The sequence below is a fragment of the Shewanella sp. LZH-2 genome, assembly GCF_016859145.1.
GTDB classification, from domain to species: domain Bacteria; phylum Pseudomonadota; class Gammaproteobacteria; order Enterobacterales; family Shewanellaceae; genus Shewanella; species Shewanella xiamenensis.
Window position 1 is genome coordinate 4,091,954 of sequence record NZ_CP069350.1, and the last position, 12,588, is coordinate 4,104,541.

12 protein-coding genes are annotated in these 12,588 nt (G+C 44.2%); 2 read left to right on the plus strand and 10 right to left on the minus strand.

Translation table 11 applies throughout. From position 1 onward, the window contains the following. Positions 1-38: 38 nt before the first annotated feature. From arsB to JM642_RS18010, 6 genes are all read right to left on the minus strand, one after another. Positions 39-1,058, minus strand: a complete 1,020-nt coding sequence (gene arsB / locus JM642_RS17985; protein WP_203432275.1) for an ACR3 family arsenite efflux transporter — start codon at positions 1,056-1,058, stop codon at positions 39-41. Positions 1,059-1,067: 9 nt separating this feature from the next. Then, complete coding sequence (locus tag JM642_RS17990; protein WP_203432276.1) at positions 1,068-1,586, minus strand: arsenate reductase ArsC; 519 nt, start codon at positions 1,584-1,586, stop codon at positions 1,068-1,070. Between the two features lie 35 nt (positions 1,587-1,621). Next, positions 1,622-1,966, minus strand: coding sequence for a metalloregulator ArsR/SmtB family transcription factor (locus JM642_RS17995; protein ID WP_037413988.1), 345 nt, complete (start codon positions 1,964-1,966; stop codon positions 1,622-1,624). Between the two features lie 294 nt (positions 1,967-2,260). Continuing rightward, entirely contained in the window at positions 2,261-2,605 is a 345-nt protein-coding gene (locus tag JM642_RS18000; RefSeq protein WP_037413986.1) for a cytochrome c3 family protein, read from the minus strand. Between the two features lie 66 nt (positions 2,606-2,671). Then, a complete protein-coding gene (locus JM642_RS18005; RefSeq protein ID WP_037413985.1) occupies positions 2,672-4,339 on the minus strand; it encodes an FAD-binding protein in 1,668 nt (555 codons plus the stop codon). Positions 4,340-4,735: 396 nt separating this feature from the next. Next, on the minus strand, positions 4,736-5,998 hold the full coding sequence (locus tag JM642_RS18010) for an OprD family outer membrane porin (protein WP_239000464.1): 1,263 nt from the start codon (positions 5,996-5,998) through the stop codon (positions 4,736-4,738). Positions 5,999-6,250: 252 nt separating this feature from the next. Between JM642_RS18010 and JM642_RS18015 the strand changes: the two genes are divergently transcribed. After that, positions 6,251-6,976, plus strand: coding sequence for a FadR/GntR family transcriptional regulator (locus JM642_RS18015; protein WP_203432277.1), 726 nt, complete (start codon positions 6,251-6,253; stop codon positions 6,974-6,976). A gap of 764 nt (positions 6,977-7,740) precedes the next feature. On the opposite strand, the gene JM642_RS18020 is transcribed toward JM642_RS18015, so the two are convergent. The 4 genes from JM642_RS18020 to JM642_RS18035 form a co-directional block, all read right to left on the minus strand. Beyond that, complete coding sequence (locus tag JM642_RS18020) at positions 7,741-8,067, minus strand: putative quinol monooxygenase (RefSeq protein ID WP_203432278.1); 327 nt, start codon at positions 8,065-8,067, stop codon at positions 7,741-7,743. 44 nt (positions 8,068-8,111) lie between these two features. After that, positions 8,112-8,585: a GNAT family N-acetyltransferase gene (locus tag JM642_RS18025; protein WP_144375746.1), complete on the minus strand. Its 474-nt coding sequence runs from the start codon at positions 8,583-8,585 to the stop codon at positions 8,112-8,114. A 124-nt stretch (positions 8,586-8,709) separates the two neighbouring features. Next, positions 8,710-10,317 carry a DHA2 family efflux MFS transporter permease subunit gene (locus JM642_RS18030; protein ID WP_203432279.1) on the minus strand — a complete coding sequence of 536 codons (1,608 nt, stop codon included), beginning with the start codon at positions 10,315-10,317 and terminating at the stop codon, positions 8,710-8,712. A 13-nt stretch (positions 10,318-10,330) separates the two neighbouring features. Beyond that, positions 10,331-11,386, minus strand: a complete 1,056-nt coding sequence (locus tag JM642_RS18035) for an HlyD family secretion protein (RefSeq protein WP_203432280.1) — start codon at positions 11,384-11,386, stop codon at positions 10,331-10,333. 97 nt (positions 11,387-11,483) lie between these two features. On the opposite strand from JM642_RS18035, the gene JM642_RS18040 reads away from it, so the two are divergent. After that, positions 11,484-12,416: a LysR family transcriptional regulator gene (locus JM642_RS18040; protein ID WP_088586195.1), complete on the plus strand. Its 933-nt coding sequence runs from the start codon at positions 11,484-11,486 to the stop codon at positions 12,414-12,416. The last annotated feature ends 172 nt before the right edge of the window (positions 12,417-12,588 follow it).

Below are 12,588 nucleotides of genomic sequence, written 5' to 3' on the forward strand. Positions count from 1 at the left end.
GCTCCTTAAAACAATGCAGACCTACACCCTGCGATTTATTAAGATTGAAACCAGTGCCGAGTACGATTCGCAAAATACACCAGCGACAACATCACAGGCACCTCAACTAATACCCCAACCACAGTCGCGAGAGCCGCTCCCGAGTGCAGACCAAATAATGAAATAGCCACAGCGACCGCCAGCTCAAAAAAGTTAGAAGAGCCAATCATGCTCGCTGGTGCCGCAATCGCATGGGTAAGTTTTAGTTTTAAGGCAAGCCAATAGGCCAAGATAAAAATGCCATAGCTTTGAATAATCAAAGGGATAGCTATGAGTAGAATATTCTGTGGTTGACTCACAATGGTCTTCGCTTGAAAACCAAATAACAGCACAACCGTCGCGAGTAGCCCAATCACAGACCAAGGTTTGAGTTTAGCCAGTAACTGCGGCACAGCACTCGTATCATGGCTCGTCTCAAGGCGTTTTCGAGTCGCAACACCCGCAATCAAAGGCAATAACACATAGAGGACAACCGAAAGTAACAGAGTTTCCCATGGCACTTGAATATCGCTCACACCGAGTAATAATGCCGAGAGTGGCGCAAATAAAAACACCATAATGATATCGTTAACAGAGACTTGCACTAGCGTATAGTTCGGGTCACCTTTAGTCAGTTGACTCCACACAAACACCATTGCAGTACAAGGCGCCACACCGAGTAATATCATTCCCGCGATATATTCACTGGCGGTTTGCGGATCAACCCAGTCGGCAAATAGCAACTTGAAAAATAACCAGCCTAACAATGCCATAGTAAAAGGTTTAACGAGCCAGTTGATGAAAAGCGTTAACATCAATCCCTTCGGCGCTTTGCCAACATCTTTCACCGCAGAAAAATCAATCTGCACCATCATGGGATAAATCATTACCCAGATAAACAGGGCGATGACTAAATTAACATGGGCATATTCAAGCGCGGCTACAGCAGCAAATACACCGGGGACAACATTCCCCAACACAACCCCAGCAATAATGCTCAGCCCGACCCAAACACTTAAATAACGCTCAAAAATTCCCATATAAACCTCTTAATCGACTAACGGGTGGGCAAGTACAATTTGCTGTAATGCTGCCGATAAAACCCTAGGCTCGGCCTTTAAATCAACACGCAGCAAAGCACCTATCCATCCCTCTAACAATCTGATTATTTTAAAAAATAAGACATCTTGATCTTCAACGTTCAGCTGGCTTGGATCGGGTAATCCCCAGTGCAATTTCGGGGTATTTCCTAGCCATAAAGGGCAAGTTTCGCCCGCTGCACTATCACAAACGGTGATAACCAGATCCGGCGAGAAGTCAGCTAACGCCTCCCAACTTTTACTGTGAAGGCCTGCGGTTGAATACCCCTGTTGCTGAAGATGTTTCAGGGTCATAGGATGGACCTTGCCCGACGGGGCGCTGCCAGCACTCATAAAAGTCAGTGGCAACCCCAATGCCAGTTGCCGAGCAATGGCCTCCGCTAAAATGCTCCGACAAGCATTATGTGTGCACAAAAAAAGCACGTTAAAATCGGGGGTTAGCTCCACATATTGTTCTATAGCCGCCATGACAAACTCCAATCCAGTACGTTTCAAAAGCTATATTAACAACACGCTTTTGCTCGCTCAGGCCGCCCACCCATTTGACAGAGATTACGCAGGTTCTCCTGCAAAAAGATGTCGTTATCATCACAGGTTTGGGCAAGTACCTGCTGGCACCAAGGCGCGATCTCAGTATTAATCCGATAAAACACCCATTGTCCTTGACGTCGATCGACTAACAGCCGGGCTTTTTTTAACTGAGCCAAGTGGCGCGAAACCTTGGGCTGACTTTCAGACAGCGCAGCCATCAGTTCACACACGCATAATTCCCCTTCCCGCTGGATCAGCAGCAGACATTTCAACCGAGTTTCATCGGCAAGCGCCTTAAAAAATGCGACAGGTTGCATGGTTTAGTCCAAAGGTAGATAAAATTACATATGGAATTTAATATATATGAAAAAACATATATGTATAGTTATTTTTGTAGAAACCACTCACTGGCTTAATAAAACAAACCTAAAAATAAATACCTTAACCGTTGAAGATGATGATGTAGGTACGAAAATAACCCATTGGAAAGGCCATTAAAAAATGGTTACTCAGGCATAAAGTCGTGAAACCCGACCAAAAGAAATGCCAGTTAGCATTAACTGGCATTTTCGATTTGCAATACTTTATATCAAGTTAATGCTGATAAGGTTCTAGGGAGTAACCAAATCAAACCTTGGGTGACAACTTACACATAAATTTTCTGACTTTTGGTGTACGTGGTGGCACTTAGCACAATCCGTCTCGGTAGCAAAGTGACGGTTGTTATGGGGGTTAGTCGGTTTCAGGTTTTCAGTTTTTAGCGCCAGCTTTTCAGTGTTATGGCATTGCACACACTTAAGCATAGGCACAGCTTGACGCTCTCCTGTTCCATGGCAACTGTTACATTTAATCCCTTTTGCAGCATGGGTTTGATCGAGTAGAACATTGTCTTTTGCTATCGCACTTGCTGCGAAAATGCCCAAGACAAGAGCCAAAATAATTGTGAGATTTTTCATTTTTAAATTCCATCATTCATGTCACTGGATGCCAACTAAAAGCAGCCGCTATTGATAATTTGGCGTTTAAAGTTTCGCGACGTATTTGCCCGCTAAGTAGCCAAAGGTGTAGCAACGTCCCAGAGACAGACCGAATACTGTTAATGGGTAATCAACACCACCATAGAAGCCCGCACCCAAGTTGCCGACAATAAACAGGCCAGGAATTTCTTTACCATCCGCATCCAGTACTTGATGATTTTCGTTCACCAGAATTCCTGAACATAAGGTTGAAATTCTCATACGACGATGAATGCCGTAAAACGGCGGTTTAAGCACTGGAACCATTTTGCTGGCTGGTTTACCAAAATCTTCGTCTTTACCTTTTTTGCACAATTCGTTGTAACGATTCACGCTTGCAACAAAGGTTTTGGGATCACATTCTAGCTTCACAGCTAATTCTTCTAAGGTGTTGGCGGCGTAGGTATTGGTCAAAGAAGGGAATACACCTTTTTTCTCGCCGGGCACTTCAGGCATATAAACCTTAAGCTCCTCTGGAGAATAAAGATGACCAGGCCAATCCTTCGCTTGTGTCATGTAATCCGAATCAAATACCTGGGAGTAATGTCCCGCGTTATACTCATCTTTCAGGTAGTTATTCATTAATGACATTTCAACTGTTTCATTAACGAAGCGTTCGCCTTTACGGTTAACGGCTAAGAAAGGCATATCGCACATTGAAGCAGGACCCGCGTCGAAGTCATGCAACATTTTGGTATGACCAACAGGTTCAATAACCCCACCGGCCCAATACGCCATGGCAAAGCCATCACCCGTACGGTCCATTTGTTTGCGTTCAAAGTTTTTCAAATCTGGAATAAAGAAATCACACATTGCCTTGTTATTTTGGTAATCACCAGAAGACAGGATGACCCCTTTCTTCGCCATGTATTTGTGGTACTTACCATCACGAGTTTGAGCAATAACACCGATCACTTTGCCTGATTCGTCTTGGATCAGTTGTTGTGCAGGAGTGTTAAAGAAGAATTTTACACCTGCCTTTTCCGCTGTTTTTGCCAGTGCACGAATACCATCACCGGTTGTGTAGGGTTTAGGGCCACAGAATGAGGTCACAAAATTTAAACGATCAGATTGGTCCGCAATACCACGAATACCATGTTGTACCTTGGTACCCTGATCGACCACTTGGCCACCACTTTGTTTCATTCGATCAATCACCCAAGTGACTGCTTCACCGGAGTTGTAAGCCCATTGTCTTAATAAACCAGGATGCGAGCGGTGAGCATTATCAGCCATCAAACGGCTTACTAACGCCTCAATAGCCGCTTTATCACTGTTTTTAAGATCGATACCAGCACCAGTGTTTCCCTGTGAAACAGGAATGGCTTGTTTTTGTAAACAGGCAACTGTGGCGCCATTTTCTCTGGCAGATAATGCAGCTGGAACACCAGAAGCTCCGGCACCAACAACAACAACGTCAAAGGTTTGAGTCGTTGCGATATCTTTATCTGCGATCGGTTTAGGTTTAGGTAAAAAACTTAAGGCAGCACCGCCAATCTCGGCACATTCAGCACCCACTTGCAGTGGTGCAGCACTGGCAGACCCCATTCCTAAAGAGGCAAAAGCTAAACCACCACTGCCCATTGCCGCTCGAGTCAGAAAACTTCTTCGAGAGATCCCGTTTTGAAGCACACTCGCTGTGTATTGATCAATTTCTTTCGATTTATTACTCATTTGATACTCCTTTGCCCTCATTGCGAGTGGTATTGCACTCACAATGGTGCTGGGTCTATTCGTGCCCAGATTTTTTACGTGTATTTAGAAGCTAAAAACCGCTGCGTTGACTTAAGAACACCCAATCAATCGACAATTAAATGTATGACATATGACAATACATAAAAAGAGGTATTAGCAACATCTTTGCAGTACTTCACAAAATATTTAATTTATGGAAAAACTAACCTTATTTAATAAGCAACTTCAGACTATTTTCAAACTCACCATTTAATAGATACTCTAATTTTAATTATCTAATTAAAAAGTAATTTAAAATTCATTTCACAAGAAAAAATAGGTATACCCAAAACAATGGTATACCCTTAAAAAGTTGCAGGGGAGCAGTTTTCAGTACTAATGACCTAAAGTAAATTTATAGTTAATATAGAACCGAACATCATTGAAATTCTCACCTTGATCAAAATCAATAGTGGCATAACGAGCTTTTAACCCTAAACCGGAAAGTGCTCCAGAGAATTTATAACTAATTGAATAGTTCATTTCGCTAAAATCACTACCAGCATTTTCTGGCACATCATATTGACCATAATATGCATAGGCCTCTAATCCATTAAGGCCCAGTTTCTCAAAATCATAGGCTAGTTTTAATGCATTGACTTCTTCATCAGCACGCGCAGATTGATATACCTGTTGAATAACCACTTTTTCATCTCCCCATGGAGTGAGCACAGTGTCATCACCAGTTTTAGCATATAGATAAGTGATATCAGCACCAGCAAACTTGGCACCGAGATGGAAACCATATTGATATGTGTCTAGTGGGCCGCCAGTTTCATCACCCGTTGCTTTCTGAGTTAAGTAAGATGGAGTGAGATAAAAATTAACTGCACTGATGTCAGTGGAAAATTTTACTTTTGCATAGGTTTGATTAAAAACATCTTCCATGCGGTAATGCCAAAGATTAACCTCGGTTTTGACCGCTTCGAAAGGTAACTGATATTTAGCACCCAGAGCATAAACAGGGTTATCTGCCACCTCAGTAATCACACCCGCTCTCGCTAGCTCACTTTGTACAGCTTCTTTAACCGATATGAAGCTGTTATCAGACCATCCCATTGAGTCCGTAATATACAATGCGGAAAGAGTGAGATTATTTACGCTATTATTTTCAACAGAAAAACCACGAAATGTTCTTGGAATGGCTCTAATATCGTGAGGATTCATCATCGGAGTTCTTAATTCTTGAGCCCCAAGTTTAAATTTAGTATTCCACCAATCACCTTGAATAAAATATTCTTGCAATCGATTGACACTATCATGGTCGCCATTTTTATCTCGAGCCACTAAACCATAAACACTATCAGAATCATTAGTCCAAATTGGATTAGCAGAGGCAAAGCTAGTACCAAAACTAATACCGTTAACTTTAGCGGTATTATAATAAAACAGCCCACCTAATGACGTATCATGTTTTTTATTCGTTGCGCCATCATAATCACGCGTAAAATCAAATAACCGCAATTCACCTTTAACCGTTCCATCGCTAAACATTTTATCAATCGTTGTATCTGCGAACGCAGATACAGAAAGAGCAGACAGCACAAAAAAAGATAGGCTTTTCATTTTCATCATCATCTTCCTGTTATTAGTTGACATGTTTGCCATGCCTATACTGGTTAAGAAACAGACTCCAAACCACTTTAGAGAAATGTATGACGTATAACCTTACTTAACAATGAAGACTGAACAAATATGAGAAACTAGTTGCGAAATTTATCTAGATGTTACTTTGATCAACAAAAATGAATGTTTTTTAATCACTAATATAGGAAAAGCGAGAGTACATTTCCTGCCTCAAAAGTACTTTTATGTTAAGATGGCAGAACTAAGCATATTGAGGGCAAACTAGTGCATAACTTCAAGCCAATTAAGCAGATAAAAGCATCTAGTGAAGTTGGACAACAGCTAAAAAATGCTATTTTAGGTGGCGATTATAAAGCTGGTGATAAACTACCATCCGAACGCGAACTCATAGAATTATTCCAAGTGAGTCGAACCGTTGTCAGGGAAGCCATTAAGAGCCTTGAAGCGAGCGGCTTGGTAGAAATTCGCCAAGGTGCAACGGGTGGTGCATTTGTTAAACATCTGACATTTGAACGTTTAAGTGACGCTTGTCATGATATGTTTATGATGGGAAAACTGTCACTTCCTGAGTTATGCCAAGCGCGTATTTTGATTGAGCCTCAAGTCACTCGGATGGCCGCTAAAAATTGCACACCAGCACAAGCAATTGCGCTGCATGAAGCATTGCGACATGAAAATGACTCGTACGCATATCCCGAGACTGTCGCTTTACGCTCTGAAGTGCATTATTTATTAGCAGAAATGTCAGGCAACCGTTTCTTAGAGGCAATTGTAAAATCACTATTGATTTTACTTAAAAATCAAACAATAAAGTTTGAGCCGCCAACGGATGAAATCCATCCCTTGGGCTTACACGATATTATCGTTCAAGCCGTTATCGAAAAAGATGAAGCCAAAGCCGAAGCCGCCATGTTGGCACATTTAGAAGACTTTAATCGTCGTTTGAAAGAAATCGAATTAAGGTATATCAAGCGGCAAAATAACGCTTAGTACTGCCCGCGATAAATTTTGGCATTACAGTTTGATAAGCCGACTTACTGTAATGCCAAATTCTTCCATTACAACTCTTGACGACTGATTGAATCAACTCAATATCAGTATTATCTAATAAGTTAAGCTCGATTCTCTGCACCATACTCTTAAATATCAACCATCAAGATTTAACAATTTGATTTTTAATAGATAAAATTAATTAACGCGTCAGATTTTACTATTCCCTTTGAGCGATTAACCGCCGCATTACACCTTTAAATAAAAACACCCGATGGGGTTCATCAGGTGTTTTAGGAGTCAATCAGTAGCTGCTGATGGCAAACCAGACCGTCGCACAAATTTGATCTAATTGATTGCAGATTTAGCTAAATTGAGCATGCTTATAACCCAAAGCTTCAGGATGTTATTTTTTGCAACGTCCAATATTGGAACCAATAGATGCAACTTTGTCACACTCCTTGGCAGCTTTCTTTTCAGCAGTATTTGTAACTTTCGAGTTAGAGTTAGTATCAGCATTTGTCGATGCACAACCGCTCAAACCGAGAAATACGAGGGGAATAAGGCTCAGTGTCCATGTTTTTAGCATTGTATACATCCGTGAGTTAATTAGTGTTTAACATTTTGTTGCGGCATTGAATAGCGAAGACAGTAAGCTAACCAATAAAATCTCCTGATACAATGCTATAAACTGCAAAGACAATGTAAATTAATACATTCTACTGACGACATAAGGTTTATTAAGCGATAACACGGTAAAACACTTAGACGATGACCTGATGATAGGTTTCGACTTGGAACGACTCAACCAACTCAGGCATCACTTGGTGGAAATAATGTTGAATAGCCTCTTTAGCGCAGTGCTGATCGAAGGCAGTAATATCAACAAACTTCTCCACAAAGGTCACGCGGCGCGGTTCATCACGGCTGACATTGAGCTCATACCGAATACAACCGGCTTCACGGCGGGTATCGGGGATCAGCGAGGCGAGCGCCGCAATCAAGGCCTCGGTTTTGCCTTCTTTGGCTAAAAAGCTCGCGACGCAAACGAGTTGTTGTTGATTGATTTTATAGTCCGCAACAGTAGTCATTTGATTTCCTTAATAAGATGTAAATTCAGCTAGTTAAAACTAGATTACTTAGGCTGGTAGCGCATGTCGATATGAGGAATGCCATCTTCCAAATACATTTCAGAACAGATGTTAAACCCGAGTTTTTGGTAGAAGTTTTTCAGATAATCCTGAGCACCAATTTGGATCCCCGCCTTGGGCCAAGTACTGAGTGCAGATTCGATCGCCCGCAGCATCAACGGCATTGCCAATCCTTTACCTCGTCCAGCAGATGACACCACCACTCGGCCAATGCTGGCCTCGGGATAACTCAGCCCCGGAGGCAAAATACGGGCATAGGTGAGTAACTCGCCCGCAGGCGATAAGCCGATTAAATGCTGGGTTTCAGGGTGTCTATCTTTATCATCAAGCTCTGGATAAGCACAGGCCTGCTCGACCACAAACACATCGACTCGCAGTTTAAGGATTTCATATAAGGTGTTGGCAGTTAATTGATTAAATTTAAGAATTTGCCACTCAACTGAATCTTGTATCGACATAAAAAGGCTCTGCGTACGACAGGAAAAGAGCTCGAGTCTATCACAGCTCTGCGCATAAAAAAGCGCCTTAATTCTGGGGGGAATTAAGACGCAAGGGTTACGCATTGCGAAAACTGACTCAGTGTTATTCGATCACCGCATCGTGGGCGACTGGGCCTTGTGGTTTACGGATAAGCAGTACAGCCACCACGGCAATTAACAACAGGGCCCCCATAATCAAAAACACATCGTTATAGGCTTGAATATAGGCCTGCTGACTCATGGTTTGCCCTAACAATGCCTTGGCCTGCATAGAGGCGGTGTAGGGATCCGAGCCACCCTGTTGCAACATACTGGCACTCTGATTCAAATAGTCCTGCGCCTGCGTGCTGACCGCTGGCAAAGATTCCTTCACATGGGCCAAATGGCTGCGAGCCAAGTTATCGGTTAAAGTCGCCACCAAGGCGATACCAAAGGCCCCACCTAAGTTACGCATCACGTTCAGTACGGTCGAAGCCGAAGGATTTTCATGGGGTTTTAAATGCGCAGTCGCGAGCATTCCGATAGGCACTAAAATAAACGGCTGGCCTAAGGCGCGTACCACTTGGGAGGCAATCATCTGCTGCCCAGCGTAATCTGCGGTCATTTGGCTGTTCATGTAATAACTGAGGGCAAACATAAAAAAGCCGAAGGCGGCTAAATAACGTCCGTCGAAACGTTGCATTAACCGCGGCACTAATGGCAATACCAAGAGCTGCGGGAACCCCATCCACATAATCACCTCACCAATTTCCAGTGGTGTGTAATCATGCACTTGAGACAAATAAAGTGGGATCAAATAGATAGCGCCAAAGAGCGCCATCCCCAATAAAAAATACGCCACGGTTGAAAGCACAAAATCACGTTTACCGAGTAAGCGTAAATTCACTAAAGGATCTTTACGGTTGAGTTGGATCCACACAAACAGCACTAAATTCACTGCGGCAATGATGGCGAGATTGCGGATCAAATCCGAGCCAAACCAATCCTTACGGTTTCCCTCCTCAAGCACCACCTCGAGGCAACCCATGCCCAGCGCCATGGTGACAATGCCCGCTAAATCGGCATTTTTCAGCTTGTCCCATACCACAGGGCGTTTTTCGAGACCATAGGCCAACATCGCCATTACCAGCAATCCGGGCGGCACGTTGATATAAAACAGGTAATGCCAACTAAAATGCTCAGTTAACCAACCACCTAAGGTTGGGCCAATCGAGGGCGCAAATGTCGCAGTCACCCCGAATAACGCCATCCCCACGGCACGTTTATTCTCGGGTAAAAATTCTAAGATCAGCCGAAAAGCCAGCGGGATCAACGCGCCACCAAAGAAGCCCTGCAACGCCCGAAAGGCGATCATGGCCTCGAGGTTCCACGAAATCGAACACAGAATAGAAGCAAAGATAAAGGCTGCGGTGGTCGACAGCAGATAACGCCTGACCGAGAGCCCAGTGCTTAACCAGCCCGAGAGCGGAATCGCAATCATCTCGGCAACCAGATAAGCCGTTGAAATCCAGCTGCCTTCCTCAAGCGTCGCCCCAAGGCTGCCTTGGATTTCCTTCATCGAGGCATTGGTGATTTGAATATCGAGGATCGCCATAAAGGCACCAATCAAACCACCAAAAACGGCAATCCACGAACGGCGACTACCACGCTCATATTCGCTCGGCGTAGCCCCTGCGGCGATAGCCTCAGGTGCAGCAGCAATTGTGCTCATGTTAACGACCTACTTAGCGACCGACGTTAGCAGCGATAGCTGTCGTCGGATGCGACGCAGTATCGACCTTCACCACCGCACTTAACCCAGGGACGACACGCGCCTCTGCTTCGGACAGTTCTAAACGGATCCGCACCGGAATACGCTGCACGATTTTGGTGAAGTTACCCGTGGCATTTTCGGCGGGCAGCAGACTAAATTTGGCTCCGGACGCCGGCGACAGACTATCGATAACACCTGTAAAGGTTTTGTCGGGAAACGCATCGAGACTGACCTGCACCGACTGCCCGGGTTGCATATGTTGGATTTGGGTTTCTTTAAAGTTCGCCGAGATCCACACAGCCCCGTCCGGAACCAAACTAAAGAGTGCTTGGCCGGGCTGAACATACTGCCCCACCATAGCGCCGCGTTTACCAATCACCCCAGAGAAGGGCGCGGTCACACGGGTATCATTGAGCTGAATGTTAGCTAGCTCCAATGCCGCATTCGACTGCTCAACCACAGAGCGGGCTTGATTAAGCTGAGCATTAAACACAGCAAGCTCACGTTCTTTAGCCACTAACAGCGCCTTGGCTTCATCGAGGCGCGCAGCAGCAGAATCAAAACCCGCCTGTAATTGGTCGACATCGTCCTGTGAGCTGTAATTGCTGACTTTTAACTTTTTCGCTCGGCTTAATTGTTGCTCGGCACGAATTTTATCAGCCTGCGCCGCCACCACACCCGCACTCGCTTGGCTGATCAGCGCATGTTGCAGATCCACCTTAGCGGCTAAGGTTTGTAGATCGGCTTTGGCACTGGCAAGTGCAGCCTCAGCTTGGCTGACTTTGGCGCTAAACTGGTTATCTTCAAGTTGCGCTAATAACTCGCCCTTACGCACATGCTGGTTATCGGTCACATCGGACAACACCACATAACCTGGCACTTTTACGCTCACATGGGAGATATCGGCCTCAACATAAGCATTATCAGTGGTTTCGATAAAACGTACTTGCGTCCACCAGTAATAGCCGCCACCCGCAGCAGCGGCGAGTAATAGTGGAACGGCGATAATGAGCTTACTTTTGGACATGAATGACTCCTTGATTAGTGAGTACTAGTGTACTACTGTCTCATCAAGTTTATTAGGTAGTTAAAAATCAACCCACTGTTTCACAGGTGTAACAATCATGGATCTCAATCGGGTGCAAATATTTGCTCAAGTGGTAGAGCAAGGTAGTTTTACCGGGGCAGCTAAAGCCCTCGGACTCACTAAGGCAACAGTCAGTCGCAAAATTGCCGAACTAGAAGCCGATACGGGTACTCAGCTATTATTCCGAACGACTCGCGCACTCAAACTCACAGAAGCGGGTTCGAGTTATTACAATCGAATCAATAAGATCTTAAGTGATCTTCAAAGCGCCGAAAATCAGCTCAGTGCCCACCAGCAATTAATCAAAGGTAACCTAAGAATCGTATGCCCTATTGAATTAGGCCAACTGTTTCTTGGGCCGATCTTCGCCCAGTTTTTAACCCTTTATCCCGATATCACCATAGAAGCCGAGCTCACTAACCGTAAAGTGGATGTGATAGAAGAAGGTGTGGATCTGCTATTCCAAATCGCTGACTCGAGTGATACCCGCCTACAAAGTTATTCCTTAGTTAACGCCTATAAATCCTTAATGGCCAGCCCTAAATATTTGGCCGAACATGGCACGCCAAAAGTGCCACAGGATTTGGCTAAACATAAAGCAATTCGTTTACAGTCGGCCCATATTGAAGGGGCATGGAAGCTATTTGATGGTAAAACTTGGGTAGTCATTGAGCCCGTCACGCAATTAACAGTGAATAATGTCACCATTGCCCGCGAAGCCGCCATTGCAGGGCTTGGCATTACGGCCGTGCCGTCGATTATTGCCCAAGAGGCGATAGAGAAAGGCTATTTAGTGCGACTCCTTGACGATTATCCTATGGTGCAAACCAAGGTGGTACTCAGCTATCCCAAGCGAGCCTATCTGCCGCGCAAATACCGCGTTTTTATCGAGTTTATCTACGCCTCTTTGTTTAAACGCTGGGGCTCACAAGTATTAGAAGTGCCAGAATTTATCGGTCAGCAAAAATAGACCCATTCACAGCAAAATTAACAACTGTAACCTTGAGAGTGTGAAATCTGCCAGTACAGAATAAATCCTTAATCTCAGAATTGCCTTAATCCTTAAGCCCCTATAAGCTTGACAAGGTAACAGGCAGCAAAAGACCCTAAGGTTTTCCTGATACAGTTAATACAATAAAATT

Excerpts from the sequence above, each read along its gene's own strand:
- arsB (WP_203432275.1), bottom strand. The coding sequence starts at position 1,058 with ATGGGAATTTTTGAGCGTTATTTAAGTGTTTGGGTCGGGCTGAGCATT.
- JM642_RS17990 (WP_203432276.1), bottom strand. The coding sequence starts at position 1,586 with ATGGCGGCTATAGAACAATATGTGGAGCTAACCCCCGATTTTAACGTG.
- JM642_RS17995 (WP_037413988.1), bottom strand. The coding sequence starts at position 1,966 with ATGCAACCTGTCGCATTTTTTAAGGCGCTTGCCGATGAAACTCGGTTG.
- JM642_RS18000 (WP_037413986.1), bottom strand. The coding sequence starts at position 2,605 with ATGAAAAATCTCACAATTATTTTGGCTCTTGTCTTGGGCATTTTCGCA.
- JM642_RS18005 (WP_037413985.1), bottom strand. The coding sequence starts at position 4,339 with ATGAGTAATAAATCGAAAGAAATTGATCAATACACAGCGAGTGTGCTT.
- JM642_RS18010 (WP_239000464.1), bottom strand. The coding sequence starts at position 5,998 with ATGTCAACTAATAACAGGAAGATGATGATGAAAATGAAAAGCCTATCT.
- JM642_RS18020 (WP_203432278.1), bottom strand. The coding sequence starts at position 8,067 with ATGACTACTGTTGCGGACTATAAAATCAATCAACAACAACTCGTTTGC.
- JM642_RS18025 (WP_144375746.1), bottom strand. The coding sequence starts at position 8,585 with ATGTCGATACAAGATTCAGTTGAGTGGCAAATTCTTAAATTTAATCAA.
- JM642_RS18030 (WP_203432279.1), bottom strand. The coding sequence starts at position 10,317 with ATGAGCACAATTGCTGCTGCACCTGAGGCTATCGCCGCAGGGGCTACG.
- JM642_RS18035 (WP_203432280.1), bottom strand. The coding sequence starts at position 11,386 with ATGTCCAAAAGTAAGCTCATTATCGCCGTTCCACTATTACTCGCCGCT.
- JM642_RS18040 (WP_088586195.1), top strand. The coding sequence starts at position 11,484 with ATGGATCTCAATCGGGTGCAAATATTTGCTCAAGTGGTAGAGCAAGGT.